Raw genomic sequence first — 17,073 nt, forward strand, 5'->3', positions numbered from 1 at the left:
AACAGCCAGAATCAGGAATCGGCCTTATTGATGTAAAAGAATTTGTGCACGAGTTCTTCCGGTGGGGGTGCCGTCATTTTTGTAACAATAAATCCGGAGACAAACGAGACAAACAAGCCGATAATGATCGGATCAAAATCGAATAACTGGTAAGGCTTGAAAAAGCTGCCATTCACAAAATAGCCGGTGATATACATCGCCAGATGCACGGAAAAGCCACCGAGCATGGCCCCCATGGCGCCGGCCGCATTGACGCGTCGCCAGTACAGACCATAGACAATCGTCGCCAGAAAACTGGCAGCCAGACCACTGCCGACATACACGATAATATCCTGCAGGAACTGGGGAGGATTGATGGCGACCACCATCGCAGCGGTACCGACAACAAAGGTCGCCAGGTAACTTAACATCTTGATGGTTTTCTCACTGGCTTCGGGATTGATATTCCGCTGATACACGTCACGCACCCAGGCCGAAGAAATCAGCAGCAGGAAGCTGTCGACGGTCGACATCACCGCGGCAAAAGGAGCCGCCACCAGCAGACCTGCCAGCCAGCCCATGCCGATATGTTCGGTCAGATAAACGGCCATGGCCGGCATGATCCGGTCAGAATCACCTTCCATCCCCGGCAGCAATACGCGGGCACAGCAGAAGATCACGACCAAAGGGAAATAGATCAAAGTGTAATAAATGGCCACCGTACAGATAGAACGCTGCAGGGTTTTTGTATCGCGAAACGCCATCAGACGTACCATATTGGCCGGCTGACCGGTCCCGGAAATCGCCCACATGAAGAAGAACGAAATCGCCAGGCTCAAGGGGAGGAATCCACTGTCGCTGCCGGGACTGGGTCCGGGGCCGACCACATAGGTGCCCTGCTGGCTGCCTTCTTCTCCGTACGCATACGATTTGAGATCGATATTGGAAACACTGACGCCATCGAGAAATTTTTCACTCTCTCGGCGGCCTAAGATTCGCTCGATATCATCCAGTGTGGTCAACTGCAGCACTTTGACTTCATTGACGGTAGTCTCCCCCTTGACTATTTCGTTCTCCACAGTGACACGGAATAACAAAGGCGTTTTATTATCGTCGATCGGGGTATCGGTAATCCAGGTTCCCGCTTCAATCCGCATCGTTTCCGGCGCGGGTTCTGCGAGCGTTAATGTAATCCCCCCCTTGTCCGGATCCGAGATCCGGGGCGGCGTCATTTTTGCCATCAGTTTCGTGGTATTTTCCAGCCCCCCCGCCTGTGAGATGGCTAAAGGCAGCATGATGATCACACCAATGACCATCACAATGCCCTGCATCACATCGGTCCAGACAACCGCATGAAAACCGCCGTAGGTAGTATAGAGAATGACGGCAACACCAAAGACCAGCAGACACAGCAGGTATTCTGGGCTTTCCGATTCTGAAATATAGGGGATACCGGCGACTGCCTGGGACAGTCCGGCTGCAGTACTTTCAAAGATCGTAACGCCATCCAATAGTGTTTGCAGGATCAGGCTGCCCGCTTTGAACTGGGCCACCAGGTTAAATGACATGAAAAACACGATCAGTGAGACCGCCATCAGACCTAATATCGGGCTGTGAAAGCGGTCGCGAACCACATCGGGAACCGTGATCGAGCCGGAGCGGCGTGCCACCTGGTTCAGACGTTTTCCAATCAGGCCCATCGTACAGATGGGAACCACCATGTAGCTGCCGATCCAGAGTGCCAGAATCCAGCCATGCGAATAAATCTTGGAAGGAAAACCGGTAAAACTGCCGCCGGAACTACTGGTCGCGGCAAACGTCAACGCAAACGCCCAGACCCCCAGACCACGACTTCCCAGAAAGTATTCACTGAGAAAGCTTTTGCTTTTGAGCAGTCGATTGGACAACGCGGCAATGACGAAAACCGCTGCCGTGTAGATTAAAAAGGAGACGAGTGCCGCATTCGTGCTGGACTCGGCAAACAATGTCGGCAGACTCAGATTTGTTGTTGATAGAAAGTTCAAGACTCATTCCCCCCGGCAGTTGCTTCATCTTCTGCTGCATGCATCTCTGCAATTTCTTCTGCGAGATCTTCACCTTCGTGAGCTACTCCGAGGTCGTCTTCTTTCATATAAAACAGGCAGAACCAGACAGTAAACAGGTCGGCAACTACCCAGGGGAAAGCAATCCCCCAGAAAACCCAGCTGGGAATACCCATGGTCGTTTCAATATTTTCCGGATCAAGACCCGATTGAAACCCGTTGAGGTAACAGTACGGGACCGACCACAATAATGCGACCACCCATAATCCCAGAATAATCCAGGCTTCACGTTTTGAGTTTAAAAAGACAGGGTCAATCTGCATTGACTCTGTGTCGTTCGATGGTGCGGTACTCATTGCACGGCCCTCACTTCTAAACGAATATCTCTATGTTGAGCGTTAAGCGACCGATTGTACTCTCGATCCTGACGAGACACAAAGGACCTCTACCCGATTGCACAAATTTTATCAGAACTGAATTCACCGTGACACAAACGTGAACAGGCTGTTATACTGTCCCATAGATAAAACCTGTCAGTTTTACCTGTAAAACCAGCGGCGTTTTTCGTGCAAATCAAAATTTTCTCCGGGAGTAAGTCGATATGAATCTGCGTCCGTTATTTCCAGTTAGCGTCTGTACCTTGTTACTGATCTGCTGCACGGGCTGCAGTTCTGCTGATGCTCCTCAGGAACCGGTCGAACAGGTCACGGTCGACCTCGGCGGTGATGGCGTCGATCTGGGAGACGGGGAACCTCTGGAAATGGAAGACAGCTCGGCTGCTCAAACCGGTACAAAGAAAAAGCCGGCGCGTCGCTTCGAACCGATTACGCTGGGAAGTCGTTCGTCAACCGCAGGATCAAAATCAGAAGTCCCGGATGAACAGACGTTTGATAATGTTCTGGAAGCCTTGAAGCCACTGCAGATCATGCTCGGTGACTGGGGCGGGATCACATTCAAAAAAACCGATGGTTTCAGTTCGGTGGAAACACTGGACTGGGTCTGGGATCTGCAGACCAATCCGCTACAACCCGCTCTTGTCATGCAGGCAGACAAAAGCCGCTACTATGAAAATGCCCGCTTAACTTACCTGACAGACAAACAGAAGTATCAATTGACGATCACCAACAAAGACGGAGACCGGCGGATTTACGAAGGCGACTTCTCGGTCCCTGTTACCAAAGTGGAGGGGGATGCCGATCCCAATATTCTGCAGACCACTTACAAACTCAGCCTGTCTCTCGTCGACCCGCCGAACGAACGAAAGCATGCCCAGATCACCTTGAATCAGCAGAACAACGATCGCTACCTGTTTGAAATCTACGATCTCCGCGGCGACAGTGTTGCCCGCGTCGATACGATCACCACAAGACGCAAGGGAACTTCGTTCGCGAAAAGCGATTCCGATTACGGTGACAAAACCTGCGTGATATCAGGCGGCCTGGGAACGTCACAGGTGAATTACCAGGGGAAATCGTTCTGGGTCTGCTGCAGTGGATGTCGCAAGGCCTTTGACGCCGACCCGGAAAAATGGATCGCCAAACACAAAGCCAATAAGAAAAAAGCGATGAACCAGTAGTCGCGAACAACGCATCAGTCTGCTTTCCAGCGAAGCGTGAGTTCCTCCCAGCCAGGCACACTGCTCTCAGGATACTCCTGCAGAAAAGGCACACGTTCCACGACCTGTGTGAATAACGTCGCGATCGCCTCTCCCATTTCCCATAAGGCGTGCCTGAAATTGGCCTGCTCCGCAAGTGCCTGCATGTCGGAATAGGAAAGTCCTCCCGTCAGACGGCTGAGCTCTGCATCACATTCCCACTGCGCCCCCTGCTGTTTGAGTGCATAAAGCTTCATCAGTCGCGGAAACGGATTTGATGGAAGCCTCAACGGAAAATCTACGCAAAGATCAGAAGACGTTGACAGATCGACAGCGAACCGTTGAGAACGATGAAGGTTCCGCAAACGGTATATGAAGATTTCATATAGATCATAACAACGTATCATCAGAGCATTTATTTTTATTCTGGCCGAACTAGAGTCCGGTAACGTTCATTTTCTGCAGGACGTCCAGCCAGAATCTCGCCTCCGGATCCCTGTCCTTTTTTCCCTGCTGATCGAAATCAGAATTATTTCAAATTAGCCTGAGAATTTTCTCAGCCCTGCAGGGAAACATCATGTAGACCCAACGGTCCGCAGACACGTTTTCTGGACCCGAATTATTTCACCACAAAGCCTCCCATGGATCGTTCTGACATATTTACGACACCGAATCGAAGCACATTCGATTCGAAACCAGAAAGAGATGCGGACGCCGCACCGCTTCAGAAGACTGCGCAGGACGAACAGTTCATGCGGCTCTACGCCAACTCGTATTCCCGCATTTTCCGCTTTATTCTCACTTTGATTCCCTGCCGTAACGATGCGGACGAAGTCATGCAGGAGACCAGTCTGGTCCTGTGGCGGAAGTTTGATGAATATCAGTCGGAAGGAAATTTCACCCGCTGGGCCTGTGGCATTGCCCGGCTTGAAGTACTGCGACTGATGGAACGTAAAAAGCGATTCGCTGCCCTGTTTGATGAACAGCTTCTCAATCAAATCGCATCCACCCGCGCCCGCTGTGAAGAACTGCTCGAAATCAGAAGAGATTTTCTCGCGATATGCAAACGTCAGTTGCCGGAAAAAGATCTGTACCTGTTGCAGTTGATCTACGAATCGGAACATGGCGCCAAAACCGCATCCAGTATCATGGATCAGCCTTTGAGCACGATCTATCGACACCTGGATCGCATCCGCAATACGCTGTTTCATTGCATTGAGCGAAAAATGAACGCGGAGGATACAGAATGAGATCACTCCAGCGTAAACAGCGGGCCCTCATCAAACTGATTTACGAAGTACAGAACGAAACGGCCAGCAGCAATCAATTAAAAGAACTTTCCGAACGACTGCGCGGCGATGTAGAAGCACAGAAACTGTATGTCTATCTGATGGACATGCACGCCGAACTGATTCTCGAAGAAGAGTTTCTCGCCCCGGAACAATGGGACCTGTTTTCACAACAGACAGAACAGCAACGTACTGTCAGAAAACTGCCTCGCGCGCGAAAACCACTCTCACATTACCTGCTGCTGACGATCTGTTATTTACTCCCCTTCACGGTCCTGGCTTACTTCACCTGGTATGCCGTCCAGCCCGTACCCCACACGCAGGTCGCTGTGCTTGGAGAAATGGACCACGCCATGATCACGGGTGATGCCGAACCGCTGTTGGCACAGGCCCCACTGTTCACCGGCCATACCTATCAGCTGCAACAGGGCATCGCCAGGCTGCTGATGAATTCCGGCGTCGAAATCGTCCTCGAAAGTCCGGCGGCGTTTGAACTGCTCCACCAGAACAGCATTCGACTCTACTCAGGAGCCCTGGCTGCAGAGGTCAATTCTGAAGCCGTCGGCTTCGTGGTGGAAACTCCATCCCAGCGTGTAGTAGACCTGGGAACCCGCTTCGGCGTGCACGTGGAACAGGATGGCTCTTCAGAAACGCATGTGTTTCAGGGAAAAGTGGTCTGCGCTGAAAAACAGAATCAACAGACAAAAGGGAACACCCACTTTCTGACAGCCGGACAGGCAATTCAACTGAAAGGGGATGGCAGTCCGGCTGTCACGCTCCGGACCGACGAAAGCCGATTCTCACGTGCACTCCGATTTCAGGCACAGATTGAAACCCTCGAAGGCGCGATCCAATACCGACAGGAAATGCCTGCCCGACTGGGAGCCGGTGATTGCTGCAGCAGTGAGCACCTCGCTCTGTTCCAGGAGCAAAAAAACCTGATCCTGCAAGAGGATGTTACCGTCTGGAAGATCCCTGTAGCAGAGGAAGCTGCAACTCAGTTGGAACAGAGACAGACCATCCCCAAAGGCACGAAAGTCAACGTCTTTCTCCTGCATCTGGACGGACCACACAAAGATGCAGCAGGCAAAGATCATCCCAGAGTAGCCGTAAATGGCACGATCCACTTCCGAAACCCGGTTCTGGGGGGATTCAAAATCGATCCGGATTTATATGCCACCGACCAGAGTTTCGGTCGAACTGATATTGAATACGACAACCAGGAATTCGGTCGCAGTGGACGCGGCATTGATCGTAGTGACAAAACCGAACTCTCCCCTTCCGGAAAACAATTGCGCGTGGCCTGGAGCCAGCGTGGCGGAGGAGGAATTGGACGAGACCAGATTCGCATTCTGGTCGCCACGGAAGACTGAAGACAGCCCCTTTTAAATTTCAACTGAAAATGTTCCGGGTCCTGTAACCGGAAAAACGACAAACCCTGTTTTTATCCCAAGTGAGATGAAAGATGAAACTCCACTCCCGTAATCGATCAAACCGCGGTTTCACGCTGATTGAATTACTCGTTGTAATCGCCATCATTGCCATTCTGATTGCACTGCTCCTGCCCGCTGTCCAGCAGGCACGCGAAGCGGCCCGCCGCTCAGAATGCAAAAACAATCTGAAACAGATGGGCCTGGCCATCCACAATTACCATGACACCTACCGCATTCTGCCCCCCGGCTTTAACGTGGACCTGGTCGTCGCGAACACCTCAACCGGAAACGGCGGGCTCGGCTGGAGCGGTTCGATTCTGCCCGGACTCGATCAGGCCAACCTGTATAATACAATCGATTTCAATGCAGACTGGGGCACCGGTGCAAATGAAGACGCCTGTGCGACGTATCTCAGCGCCTATCGCTGCCCTTCTGACACGACCGTCAGTCATCGTAATCATGACGGCATCGATGCCCGCGTCCCCACATCTTATCTCGCCTGTTTCTCAGGAACCCGCGGTTCAGACAGTGAAGCCAATGTGACCGACGCAGACGGCATCTTCTTCCTGAACAGTTCCATCCGTATGCGTGACCTCACCGATGGCTCGTCCAACACGATTGGTGTTGGTGAATGTGTGAATGACTTTGATGCATTTAAAGATCATTTCTACATCGGTTCGACTTCTATCGGCGGCTGGGATGGTGCCCCCCGTGAGTATTCCGAATATCTGGCCAGCACCGATGTCCCCATGAATACGACCAACGAAGTCGCATTCGGCAGCATGCACGTCGGCGGCGCCCAGTTTCTGATGATGGATGGTTCCGTCCGCTTCCTCAGTGAAAACATGAGTCGTACGATTTATTCGTACCTCGGCAGTCGCGCGGACGGCGAAGTCATCGGCGATTTCTAAACGTTTCAATGAATCATACTCCCGAGTTCACTGCAGGAAGGCTGGTGACAGTCGTCCTGCATATGACTCTTACTCCCGAAACCCAAAAGGCAAATTACGACAATGAACGCGTCAACGTTAATTAACCGAGGGAATACAAACAAATTTCAATCTGGTCTGGCATCACTGCTTTGCCTGGTATTGATATCGCAGATGAGCAGCGGCTGTTCCTCTTCGCAGGATCTGGCAGCCAGTCAACCCGCCGCGCAGGTGGAACAGGCGGTCGCGCAGCTCAACGAAAGCGGTGCGGAAATCGTACTCGATGAAGCCGGTGAAGTCGTCGCCGTCAAGTTGCCACAGAAAACCAGCCCCGAGGTCATTGCCACTCTGGCCAGTTTAAGTAAACTCAAACGCGTGGATGCATCCGAAACCGATCTGCAGCAGACAGCTTTCGCGAACTTGAAGTCTGCGAACCCGAATGTCAAAATTGAGTTTCCCTTATAAGCCTGACTGTTTCCCTCTACCCGACTCAGTGATAATATCGAACACACAGCGCTTTGCGTAGAAATGAACGCCCCATGAAACTTGCCTTCATCCTGAACACCATGCTTATGACTGCCGCTTCAGTACTCCCCCTGTCTGCTGAGGAACTGCCTCCCGCTGAAGAGGGAACCTTCAGCATCGCCGTTATTCCTGATACGCAACATTACAAAGGCCAGGGAACCAGTCGTAAATCACAGGCCGATGATCCCACATCAAATCCGGTCTTCACAGCGATCACCGACTGCATCATCGACGAACTGGATCGGCAGAAAATTGTCTTCGTCAGCCATGTGGGTGACATTGTCGATATTAATAACGACGAACAATGGAAGGTCGCACAACAATGCATGGATAAGCTGCATGGCAAAGTTCCCTATGGAATCAGCGTCGGCAATCATGATATGGTGGGCAAGTCTGGTAACTCTTCCCTGTTCCAGAAGTATTTTCCCAAATCCCGGTTCACGGAATTCGACTGGTATGGGGGCTGTTTTGAACCGACCAGTGGAAAACCGGAAGTCTCAGGCAACAATGCCAACAGCTTTCAACTCTTCTCCACAGCCGGCATGGATTTCATTATTGTGCATCTGGAATGTAATGCCCCGGACAATGTTTTAGCCTGGGCCGATCAGGTTCTGGAACAGCATGCGAACCGCAGAGCCATTATCACGACACACATGGATCTCGGACCTCTGGAACACCCCAAAGCGCCACGCGATTATTTCGATGCCCCCAAAGGCCGCATGGTCTGGAAAAAATGCCATGGCACAAATGGCAATACTTCGCAGCAGATGTGGGATAAATGTTTCAGCCAGCACAAAAACCTGTTCCTGATCTGCTGTGGCGACCAGAGCCGCACACAGGCATTGCACCAGACGGTCAAAGGGGAACACGGCAATACCGTACACGAGCTGCTGTCAGATTACGGCGCAGAAGGCTTCCGCCTGATGCGGTTTATCCCGGCTCAAAACAAGATTGAAGTTCGGACCTGGAATCCGGTGAAGAAACAGCTGTGTGAAAAAACGAAAATCGTCCCCGCACGCGACCAGCATCAGTTCACGCTGGATTACCAGATGACGAAATAAGTCAGTGGCATCCGTGCCGGTCTCTCATTTCTCTTTCACAGGTAGAGGAATGATCAGGCCGGCAAAGCGGGTCGCCGTACTGCGGTGATTCGGCAGATGATATTGAATGCACGGGGAAGCCCGGCAGATTGGACCCGCGTGCCGAGATACGCCTTTTTCGATCTGCTTCTGGTCCGTTTTACCCCGCGAAAACGCCTCTGCAGCCAGCTTTTCAGATTCCGCTTCTGGCGCGTGATCGGTAGCAGGCACTTCCGCATTGACGGCGATCCTGTGGAATCATTCGCGACGGAACCCCTCTACTGGATTGAATATGAGATCAGAGTTCCTGTTTCTCCAAAATTCAGATCTCAGCATTCTGTCGTAGAATCTGCTACCCAAATGCTCAGCATATGTATATAATTAAGAACATTTCTCAACGAGTTCTCACTACAGGGTGTTATGCCTAAGCCGCCAGATATAGAGACGTTCCTCAATCTTTTACGGGAGAGCCACCTGCTCTCAGCGGAAGAGGTCCGTACGGTCATTGAGCGGCACGAACTGGAAAATGTGGCTTCACCCAAAGAGGCAGCCCAGCGACTGGTGACTGCGAAAATTTTGACCCGCTATCAGGGCGAGCGTCTGCTGTCAGGCCGTACACGCGGATACTTTATTGACCGCTATAAGATCCTCGAAGTGCTGGGATTTGGCGGCATGGGCAGTCTGTATCTGGCAGAGGACAGGGAAACCCAGGATCCGGTTGCCTTGAAAGTACTCAACGAAAAATGCCGCAATGATGCCGGGATGATGACGCGTCTGAAACTGGAAGCCACTGCCGGTGCTCGACTGCAGCATCCGCATGTCGTGCGTACACTCAGTTATGAAGAAGCGGGCGCCGTCTGTTACATCGCAATGGAATTTATTAAAGGAATCAGCCTGCTCGAACTGGTCCTGCTCAAACAGAAATCTCTGCCCACTCCCCAGGTCTGTGATGTCATCACTCAGGCTGCCCAGGGACTGGCAGTCGCCCATCAGGCGGGAATCATCCACCGCGATCTCAAGCCGGAAAACCTGATTATTAATTCAGAGGGTTATGTCAAAGTACTCGACTTCGGTCTGGCGCTGCTCAAGGATCATCCCGAAGCGGAGTTTTCGCTGGCAATGATCTTTGGTCATGGTTGCGTGGGAACACCGGAATATATTGCCCCGGAACAAACAAAGGACGGTCAGACTGCCGATGCTCGCACCGATGTCTACAGCCTGGGTTGTACGATGTATTTTCTGCTGACCGGCAAACTCCCCTTCCCCACCGGGACCGCGGCTCAGAAAATCCAGGCCCACCGCGAACAGACGCCGAAATCGATCGCGGAAATTGCGCCCAAAATCCCTGCGGAAGTGGTCGCGATTGTGGAAAAGATGATGGCCAAGCAGCCCGATGATCGCTTTCAGTCGATGAAAGAGGTCTCCGCCGCGCTGCAACCTTATGCGAAACGCACCCCGATCGAATTTCGCTTCAATAAAATTGTCTCACAACGCGTGGAGCAGGCGAAAGCCCGTAGCGCCATCGCCCAGTCCAGCATTGTCAAACCGCAACTTTCCTCCCGGATCGCCACTGCCAGCCATGTCGCAGAAATGGCAAAGAAAAAGTCAGACGGCATCGAACGACTGACACGCGGCGAATCAGACATTTCCAAGAGCGGTATTCTGCGGCATTCTGTCCCGACGGAGTCTACAGACGCGATGGCAGAGAAAGCCAGCAGCGCCATGACCGGCGTCCTGCAGCCCATCGATCTGATTGACCTGGATAACAAGCAGCGGTTTCCCATCACAAAAGAACGGGTTGTACTGGGGCGTAACGCCGGCTGTGATATTAAACTGGACCGACCGGGCATCTCGGGAGAACACTGCGCCTTTCATTATGAAAATACCGGCTGGATCGTCACGGATCTCAAAAGCAAAAACGGCACCGAAGTCGAAGGCAAACGCGTTCAGGAACAGATCCTCTTCCCTGGCAACACGCTCTCCCTGGCAGCGACTTACCACTTTCGCGTCGCATCCCCCAATCAATACGTCAGGAAAAACAACAGCAAACCGATGCTCATAGCCGCCTCTGTCCTGGCAGGTATCTGCCTGATCACCGGCATCGGTTACTGGCTGCTGTCGTAGTGCAGCTTTGTTTCGATTTCATCGAGTGATATCCCAGAGTGATACGAAGACGATGTTCTTCTTCGTATTAATGGCAAACAGCTTTCCCTCTGCGTCTAACGTTCCAAGCTTTACAACAGACATCATGTGAGGGCTCTGTAGTTCCGCCATATTATTATGGTCGCGATGATAGGGGTAATCAGAGTTTGAAGCTTTCTTATCCAGTCGCAATAAATTATTTGATTCCGCCGACTCAATTAGTTTTTTCTTTTCGACAGGCAATACAGCCACCGGAAATTCGGGATTGACCCAGCAAGCTCTCGAAAAATTATTGAAATCGTATTCAATCTCATCAGCAACCGGCCCGGCAGCCCACTCTGCTTTATTCCACTGCGGTGGAGCACTCTTCCAGGGTGGATCGCTTGTTAACCATTTTTGTACTGTTTCCGGGTCTGTCTGAAAGATAAGATGATACGCGCCGCCTCCCCGAAAACTGCCGGGATCACGAGTCTCACCGACCGAAATCACTGTTGCCCCTTCAGGCCACGCCAGACCTGTGTATTCTGCGAAATCTTGTTTGACATTCTTGAGTGATCTTTGACTGGGGGAATCCATCAGACAGAAGAGGATGATCAAACAGAGCAGAATGAAGAACACACCTGCTAAAGAGCGAACCCACTTGCGGCTTGATCTCTGCATTCGTCTACCTCATGTTGATCTTATTTATTTCTGATCGCGTTTTTCCAGCGTGCCTTCAATATGCTTCGCGACCTGTTTTCCCAGCATGTTGTAGCCTTTGCTGTTGAAATGCACGTCTTTGGGATTTTGTGTCTCTGACAGATGCGGCAGGATGAAGGCATACAGGTCGTCGATTTCCACGCCGTTAGCTTGCATCACCTTCGCAGCAATCGCGTTCTTCTCTTCCAGTTTCGTTTTCATTTCCGGTCCCTCTTTCCAGTCAGCAGGGATCGGCGTGCTGCTGGCCCAGACGACGGTCGCGCCGGTCTTCTTGAGACGTTTCACAATCTCGTCCAGTCGCTGTTCATAGTCGGCGGCTGGTGTGCGGCGGTCGTGAATCCCGAAGTTGAAGTGAATCACATCCCAGTTACCATCCCCCAGCCAGACATCCAGCTTTTTCAATCCCGTAGCCGTGGGACCGCAGTTGGCCGGCGCCCGATGCACGTTGGCCTTGCCTTTCAATGCTTTGCGGGCCGCCTGCGTGTAACCCCGTGAGACCGAATCACCAATCAACAGCACGCGCGGCAGGTTCGGATCGTCGGCCACATAATCCCAGGCAGTGACGACGCCTTGCACTTTCTGTTTTTTATAGATGGGGAGATAGAAGCCACCCAGGTTTTCTTCCAGGACGGTTTCCCACGCCTGCTGCTCGGGGGAAAGTGTTGTTTTCCAGTCTGCGAACTTTTTATTGATGACCGCTGCCTGCTCGGCTTTCTTCGCAGCCGCTTCTGCAGCGTTCGTCGGCTCGGTTTTCTTGTCATTCGCAGTCAGAGGGGCTACGATGAAAACTGTCATCAGACAGACGAAAAAACAGCAGCGTGTGCAAAGAACGGGTCGGCGCATTTGTGGTTTCCCGGAATCTGGTATGATTTTCTGGTAAGAACGTTCAGAATTCAGGATACCGCAGGCCCCTACCGGACACAATCGCAGGCCACAGATTCTTTGCCCATGACAACTCCAGACGTAAATCTCAACGACAGATAACAGATAAAGGACACAGCCGTGCCAGACAATTTACCAGACAATTTACCAGACAATTTACCAGACAATTTACCAGACAATTTTCGCTCGCAACTCCAACAAGGTAAATTGCTGATCTCCCCGTTAGTCAGCCTCTCCAACCCGGAGGTCGCCGAGATCTTCTCCGAAGTGGGATACGACTGGCTGTTCCTTGATGCGGAACACAGCACTTTATCCACAGCAGATCTGCAGGCAATTATCGGTCGCGTCGGCAATCGGCTGCCCAGCCTGGTGAGACTGCAGGCCCCTGAAGAGGTCTCGGTCAAGAAAGCCCTCGACATCGGCGCCGCCGGAATTATCGCGCCGCAGGTCAATTCAGCGGAACAGGCCGCGAACATCGTTTCCTGGTCCCGTTATTCTCCCGAGGGAACCCGCGGCGTTGGTCTGGGCCGCGCCCACGGATACGGTTTTGCGTTCGACGATTACCTGTCAAAAGCGAATGAAGAGACCACAGTCGTCGTTCAGGCTGAGCACATTGACGCGGTCAACGCGATAGAAGACATCGCCCAGGTCCCCGGCGTCGATGCCGTTTTGATCGGCCCGTATGATCTCTCTGCCAGCCTGAAACGCATCGGCGAAATTGATCACCCCGAAGTCACCGGCGCGATAGACCACGTCACCGAAGTCTGCCAGAAAAACAACATCCCGCTCGGCATTTTCGGCGTGACCGTCGACGCGGTCAAACCCTACATCGAAAAAGGCTTCACCCTGATCACCGTCGGCGTCGATACCGTGATGCTGGGTCACGCCGCCCGCAAAATGCTGGGACAGGTGCGAGGATGATATTGCGTATTCTAAATGATCTTCAGAACTGGCTCAGACCACTCTCAAAATGTGCAGATTTACACTTTTGTTGTTAAATATTCTTGCCTCTCTCAAGTTCAGACGTAACAATTCAAATGGAGGTAAAGATGAAACTGACCCAAGCACAATCAGAAGCCGTTTCCCGCGGTGAAAAAGTTTCCATCAAAATCGGCGAACTGGACTGCATCCTGATCCGAGAAGATCTATTCGAGAAGCATCAGGAGATCCGCGACACTGAGGAAAGCTATTCAGCGGTAATTGAAGCCCTTGATGACGAAAACCCTGATCAGTATCTAGAATATCTCAATGAGAAGTAATCTGGTCATAGTCGATTTTCGCTCTACAATTCCTTCTGCAGGTGTTCGACCTGCGCTTGTTGTCCAAAACAACCGAGACAATACTCGTATGTCAAATACGATTGTGGTGCAGGTCACGACAACCATTCGCCGTAGTATAGAAAACACTCAACTTCTGATCGACCAGCAGCATCCCGACTGGAAACAATCGGGACTCCGCCGCCCCTCAGTGATCAACTGCTCCAACATTTATACAATTCGTCAACAGCATATCGCTAAAGTAATTGGATCTCTTTCCGCTACGACTATGGAGCAGATCAATCATTGTCTGAGAACAGCTTTAGAATTGTGATCACTCTTAATAATCTTCTTTCTCATCATTCACACGCGGTTCCAGAAACCGCAGTTGATGGGAATGCCTTGAGGAAATCGCCTTTCACCACTTAAACATCTCCGCCCCGCCAATGCGAACATGGCTGGCATTCACCTGATACGCGACGTTGGCAGAGATATGACTATCGAACAGGTCGACGCGTTCCAACTGGGAAAAACGATTGAGCATTAAGAGATCGTCATCCTTTGAAACTGAGCTCAACCCCGTTATACGGAACTCTTTCAGTTGAGGGGACTGCTTCGAGATATAATCCAGACAGTCCGCATCCAGATCACAGAATTCAAACGTGATCTGCCTTAAGGACCGGGGAAGAAATTGTACGGGGATACGCGACTTATCACGCAGAAATTGAAAATCGCTCAGCTCAAGTTTCTGCAGTTGAGACAATGGAGGCACGGTTAAAATTTTCCAGGGATCAACCGGATGTTGCTCTGCATATAAACTGGCTCTGAGTGACAGGCTGAGCAGTTCAGGTGGAAGCAATTGATTGAGCATCTCCGGTGCCGGTCCGGGGTAAGTCAGCAGGGAAAGATGTTGTAATTGCGAATTGGCTTTGAGGCGAGGTAACGGCCCTTTTGTTTGCTTCAGATTGGCGCGGTTCATTGACAGTGATCGCAACTTAGGGAGAGCCGCCAGGCTTAGCATAGTACCGCAATCAATAGTACCAGGCAGACGATTCACCAACGTTAACTCAGACATGGTTTTCAACTGGCCCAGCTGCTGCACTTCCGGCACTCCTACTTGCTGAACTGAGTCACCTATCGCGCAGTAAAAACGTTCCAGATAACGGTCTGAGTTCATGCTCCCCAGGGTAACGCGCAGATCACAGTTTAGATTCGCAAACATTTTCAGTTCGGGCAGGGTAACCATTTCCAGATCAATCTGTTTCAGTTTTGAGTCCACAGGGGGTAACCGCTGAGAGATCCTCAGATCCTCGTTTGAGCAACCCAGCACCACCACTTTTTCGAGCGAAGGATGCTGCAGCAGCGCTGCGAACGAAGATGTTTCCAACTGACATTCCCGGATCGTGATCTGTTTGAGTCGAGGCAGATGCAGCAAGCCCGCTGGATCGAACTGCACATTACACAGTGACAATTCCTGCAGCTGGTTAAGTCCGTTGAGTCGGGAAAAGTCAATCCGGGCCGGTTCGACACGAGACTGACCGGGGAACGTGATCAATGTCGGACCGAAAAAAGTGAACGATTCCAGATTGACCTGACGATTGATTTCTTTCAGGTCGTCTACACTGAGCGGGCGACTGTCCCGCGTTAACTGCAAACGCAAGTGCTTCAGTTGCAGTCCGTCCAGTACGGGGAACAGCCGCGATTGCAGATTCACTGCCACATCCAGCTGCAGAATGGGGCTGACCGGTGTCACGGGAAGAGAATTGCCGCCCTCAGTCATCTGCAGGATTTCTACCGTCAGTTTTTTTAAGCGAGGCAAAGTCAGGAGCCGCTGATATTCAGCGAATGTAACTGTGTCCTTCTCCGCATCAGACTGCGGTTCAAGACGGATGCAGAGTTCATTCAGTTTTGGGAGATGGTCTGAAATCGCTTTCGCCCCCAAAACATGGTAGGCTTGCGTCGTCAGCCGCAGGTATTTTAGATCCGGGAGTGTCAGCAGTTTTTCCGAAACGGTTTCCTCCTTGATTCTCGCCAGATTGACGCCAATCACCCGACCATCACGCAATTCAAAACCGCTGTTGATGATACTCCCTGTGTCTGACAGGCACCAGTTCATCTCGACCGGTGCCGGTCTCTGCTCGGAGCAGTTTGTGCTGAGTAACAGCAGGCACACCAGTATGATTAAGTTGTATCCGAAGCGTGGTCGTCGCATCTGCATCATAACAGGACTTTCTGTTACTCAGATCATCTGAAGCGTTGCTATCTCTCATGCAAAGATTCTGGATTCTGTTTCACTTGGGAAATGAAAAGAGCATTCATTCCTCACTATTACAGTTTACACGATCGACTTAATCGATTTCACCCAGAAAATTATTCTTTGCCTCCTGACTCCAGGATTAGGAGGTACTGCGTGTAAGATGAGACCATGCGATCGTCTTGAGAAATAGAACAATCGTTCTTGACTGTGTAGATTTTACTGTTTCAGAAAAGGATCTTTCAGTAGAGCCTATTCTTCCATATGGAAAATATGCACCGCCCCGTCTTCTCCTCCGCCGACTGCAAGTTGTTTTCCATCTGCTGACCAGTCAAAAGTTTGCACCGCACTCAATTTGAAATCCCGCTTTTTATTTAAATCAATCAAGTAGAAGGAGTTCTCACAACCTGCAATGAAAGCGCAGAGTGGTTGTCTGCCTGGTGCAAAATGTATATCTCGAGGTGTTTCTTCATATTTAAGGTTAATTACTCGAACGGTTTGCATATTTTTGCGATTCCAGATTTGGATTATCCCACTCAGAGAACCAGCAGCAATATAGGAACCATCTGGAGAAATACAAACCGTATTCAGCTGACTGAAAATATTGGAAATGCGCTGGTCTTCAAAATTAATTTTCGTAATGGGAAGTGTTTTGATTTTTTCCAATGGGTCAAGTTGGAAGACATCAACGACTCCCGAGATGCTGTTCTTTACTTCGCCAGACTCATCATATTTAAATTCTCCCGAAACACCGCTAACCACTGCGTACTTTTGATCCGCAGATAGATCCAGTATCCCACGATAAATGATAGTGATATTATCGTAGAGCTCCTGTCTCTTTTTACTCGTATTTCTAAGAACTTGTGTTTTCTGAGAACCCAGATTCATATCCCCTTTAAATAATGTGGCATCCAAGTCAGTCAACAGAAATTGCCCATTTTGATAATATTCAACACACATGATGTATCTG

18 protein-coding genes are annotated in these 17,073 nt (G+C 51.0%); 10 read left to right on the forward strand and 8 right to left on the reverse strand.

Annotation, left to right across the window (positions count from 1 at the left end; all coding sequences use genetic code 11):
• Window positions 1–11: 11 nt before the first annotated feature.
• Both Pan161_RS12775 and Pan161_RS12780 read right to left on the reverse strand, forming a co-directional pair.
• Window positions 12–2,003 carry a sodium:solute symporter family transporter gene (locus Pan161_RS12775; RefSeq protein ID WP_145227364.1) on the reverse strand — a complete coding sequence of 664 codons (1,992 nt, stop codon included), beginning with the start codon at window positions 2,001–2,003 and terminating at the stop codon, window positions 12–14.
• On the reverse strand, window positions 2,000–2,377 hold the full coding sequence (locus Pan161_RS12780) for a DUF997 family protein (RefSeq protein WP_145227366.1): 378 nt from the start codon (window positions 2,375–2,377) through the stop codon (window positions 2,000–2,002). The genes Pan161_RS12775 and Pan161_RS12780 overlap by 4 nt, the downstream gene beginning before the upstream one ends.
• 245 nt (window positions 2,378–2,622) lie before the next feature.
• On the opposite strand from Pan161_RS12780, the gene Pan161_RS12785 reads away from it, so the two are divergent.
• Window positions 2,623–3,597: a hypothetical protein gene (locus Pan161_RS12785; protein WP_145227368.1), complete on the forward strand. Its 975-nt coding sequence runs from the start codon at window positions 2,623–2,625 to the stop codon at window positions 3,595–3,597.
• A gap of 14 nt (window positions 3,598–3,611) precedes the next feature.
• On the opposite strand, the gene Pan161_RS12790 is transcribed toward Pan161_RS12785, so the two are convergent.
• Window positions 3,612–3,905 carry a hypothetical protein gene (locus Pan161_RS12790; protein ID WP_145227369.1) on the reverse strand — a complete coding sequence of 98 codons (294 nt, stop codon included), beginning with the start codon at window positions 3,903–3,905 and terminating at the stop codon, window positions 3,612–3,614.
• A 351-nt stretch (window positions 3,906–4,256) separates the two neighbouring features.
• Between Pan161_RS12790 and Pan161_RS12795 the strand changes: the two genes are divergently transcribed.
• From Pan161_RS12795 to Pan161_RS12815, 5 genes are all read left to right on the forward strand, one after another.
• A complete protein-coding gene (locus Pan161_RS12795) occupies window positions 4,257–4,865 on the forward strand; it encodes a sigma factor (RefSeq protein WP_145227371.1) in 609 nt (202 codons plus the stop codon).
• Window positions 4,862–6,277: a FecR domain-containing protein gene (locus Pan161_RS12800; RefSeq protein ID WP_145227373.1), complete on the forward strand. Its 1,416-nt coding sequence runs from the start codon at window positions 4,862–4,864 to the stop codon at window positions 6,275–6,277. The genes Pan161_RS12795 and Pan161_RS12800 overlap by 4 nt, the downstream gene beginning before the upstream one ends.
• 92 nt (window positions 6,278–6,369) lie before the next feature.
• Window positions 6,370–7,248: a DUF1559 domain-containing protein gene (locus tag Pan161_RS12805; protein ID WP_145227375.1), complete on the forward strand. Its 879-nt coding sequence runs from the start codon at window positions 6,370–6,372 to the stop codon at window positions 7,246–7,248.
• 192 nt (window positions 7,249–7,440) lie between these two features.
• Window positions 7,441–7,731, forward strand: a complete 291-nt coding sequence (locus tag Pan161_RS12810) for a hypothetical protein (RefSeq protein WP_145227377.1) — start codon at window positions 7,441–7,443, stop codon at window positions 7,729–7,731.
• Window positions 7,732–7,805: 74 nt separating this feature from the next.
• Window positions 7,806–8,852 (forward strand): metallophosphoesterase family protein, encoded by a 1,047-nt coding sequence (locus Pan161_RS12815; protein WP_145227378.1) that lies wholly within the window; start codon window positions 7,806–7,808, stop codon window positions 8,850–8,852.
• 24 nt (window positions 8,853–8,876) lie between these two features.
• Here the strand turns inward: Pan161_RS12815 and Pan161_RS12820 are convergent, their stop codons facing one another.
• Entirely contained in the window at window positions 8,877–9,101 is a 225-nt protein-coding gene (locus tag Pan161_RS12820) for a hypothetical protein (RefSeq protein ID WP_145227380.1), read from the reverse strand.
• A gap of 189 nt (window positions 9,102–9,290) precedes the next feature.
• Here Pan161_RS12820 and Pan161_RS12825 point away from each other — a divergent pair, with 189 nt between their 5' ends.
• Complete coding sequence (locus Pan161_RS12825) at window positions 9,291–10,994, forward strand: FHA domain-containing serine/threonine-protein kinase (RefSeq protein ID WP_145227381.1); 1,704 nt, start codon at window positions 9,291–9,293, stop codon at window positions 10,992–10,994.
• Between the two features lie 18 nt (window positions 10,995–11,012).
• Here the strand turns inward: Pan161_RS12825 and Pan161_RS12830 are convergent, their stop codons facing one another.
• Both Pan161_RS12830 and Pan161_RS12835 read right to left on the reverse strand, forming a co-directional pair.
• Window positions 11,013–11,672, reverse strand: a complete 660-nt coding sequence (locus Pan161_RS12830) for a hypothetical protein (protein WP_145227383.1) — start codon at window positions 11,670–11,672, stop codon at window positions 11,013–11,015.
• Between the two features lie 24 nt (window positions 11,673–11,696).
• The gene (locus tag Pan161_RS12835; RefSeq protein ID WP_232103721.1) at window positions 11,697–12,554 is read right to left on the reverse strand and encodes an SGNH/GDSL hydrolase family protein; all 858 of its coding nucleotides are present in this window, start codon (window positions 12,552–12,554) and stop codon (window positions 11,697–11,699) included.
• A 159-nt stretch (window positions 12,555–12,713) separates the two neighbouring features.
• Here Pan161_RS12835 and Pan161_RS12840 point away from each other — a divergent pair, with 159 nt between their 5' ends.
• The 3 genes from Pan161_RS12840 to Pan161_RS12850 all read left to right on the forward strand — a co-directional run bounded on the left by Pan161_RS12840 (window position 12,714) and on the right by Pan161_RS12850 (window position 14,183).
• The gene (locus tag Pan161_RS12840) at window positions 12,714–13,514 is read left to right on the forward strand and encodes an HpcH/HpaI aldolase family protein (RefSeq protein ID WP_145227387.1); all 801 of its coding nucleotides are present in this window, start codon (window positions 12,714–12,716) and stop codon (window positions 13,512–13,514) included.
• A gap of 128 nt (window positions 13,515–13,642) precedes the next feature.
• Window positions 13,643–13,852 (forward strand): hypothetical protein, encoded by a 210-nt coding sequence (locus tag Pan161_RS12845; RefSeq protein WP_145227389.1) that lies wholly within the window; start codon window positions 13,643–13,645, stop codon window positions 13,850–13,852.
• On the forward strand, window positions 13,842–14,183 hold the full coding sequence (locus Pan161_RS12850; RefSeq protein WP_145227391.1) for a type II toxin-antitoxin system PemK/MazF family toxin: 342 nt from the start codon (window positions 13,842–13,844) through the stop codon (window positions 14,181–14,183). Before Pan161_RS12845 ends, Pan161_RS12850 begins: the two co-directional genes overlap by 11 nt.
• A gap of 84 nt (window positions 14,184–14,267) precedes the next feature.
• On the opposite strand, the gene Pan161_RS12855 is transcribed toward Pan161_RS12850, so the two are convergent.
• A complete protein-coding gene (locus Pan161_RS12855) occupies window positions 14,268–16,070 on the reverse strand; it encodes a hypothetical protein (protein ID WP_145227393.1) in 1,803 nt (600 codons plus the stop codon).
• Window positions 16,071–16,355: 285 nt separating this feature from the next.
• Entirely contained in the window at window positions 16,356–17,063 is a 708-nt protein-coding gene (locus Pan161_RS12860; RefSeq protein ID WP_145227395.1) for a WD40 repeat domain-containing protein, read from the reverse strand.
• Window positions 17,064–17,073 lie beyond the last annotated feature (10 nt).

The sequence above is a fragment of the Gimesia algae genome (assembly GCF_007746795.1).
Lineage (GTDB): Bacteria > Planctomycetota > Planctomycetia > Planctomycetales > Planctomycetaceae > Gimesia > Gimesia algae.

What these genes read in the sequence shown, in the direction of transcription:
- Pan161_RS12780 (WP_145227366.1), bottom strand. Translation starts at nt 2,377, where the DNA reads ATGAGTACCGCACCATCGAACGACACAGAGTCAATGCAGATTGACCCT.
- Pan161_RS12785 (WP_145227368.1), top strand. Translation starts at nt 2,623, where the DNA reads ATGAATCTGCGTCCGTTATTTCCAGTTAGCGTCTGTACCTTGTTACTG.
- Pan161_RS12795 (WP_145227371.1), top strand. Translation starts at nt 4,257, where the DNA reads ATGGATCGTTCTGACATATTTACGACACCGAATCGAAGCACATTCGAT.
- Pan161_RS12800 (WP_145227373.1), top strand. Translation starts at nt 4,862, where the DNA reads ATGAGATCACTCCAGCGTAAACAGCGGGCCCTCATCAAACTGATTTAC.
- Pan161_RS12805 (WP_145227375.1), top strand. Translation starts at nt 6,370, where the DNA reads ATGAAACTCCACTCCCGTAATCGATCAAACCGCGGTTTCACGCTGATT.
- Pan161_RS12810 (WP_145227377.1), top strand. Translation starts at nt 7,441, where the DNA reads ATGAGCAGCGGCTGTTCCTCTTCGCAGGATCTGGCAGCCAGTCAACCC.
- Pan161_RS12815 (WP_145227378.1), top strand. Translation starts at nt 7,806, where the DNA reads ATGAAACTTGCCTTCATCCTGAACACCATGCTTATGACTGCCGCTTCA.
- Pan161_RS12825 (WP_145227381.1), top strand. Translation starts at nt 9,291, where the DNA reads ATGCCTAAGCCGCCAGATATAGAGACGTTCCTCAATCTTTTACGGGAG.
- Pan161_RS12830 (WP_145227383.1), bottom strand. Translation starts at nt 11,672, where the DNA reads ATGCAGAGATCAAGCCGCAAGTGGGTTCGCTCTTTAGCAGGTGTGTTC.
- Pan161_RS12835 (WP_232103721.1), bottom strand. Translation starts at nt 12,554, where the DNA reads ATGCGCCGACCCGTTCTTTGCACACGCTGCTGTTTTTTCGTCTGTCTG.
- Pan161_RS12845 (WP_145227389.1), top strand. Translation starts at nt 13,643, where the DNA reads ATGAAACTGACCCAAGCACAATCAGAAGCCGTTTCCCGCGGTGAAAAA.
- Pan161_RS12850 (WP_145227391.1), top strand. Translation starts at nt 13,842, where the DNA reads ATGAGAAGTAATCTGGTCATAGTCGATTTTCGCTCTACAATTCCTTCT.
- Pan161_RS12855 (WP_145227393.1), bottom strand. Translation starts at nt 16,070, where the DNA reads ATGATGCAGATGCGACGACCACGCTTCGGATACAACTTAATCATACTG.
- Pan161_RS12860 (WP_145227395.1), bottom strand. Translation starts at nt 17,063, where the DNA reads ATGTGTGTTGAATATTATCAAAATGGGCAATTTCTGTTGACTGACTTG.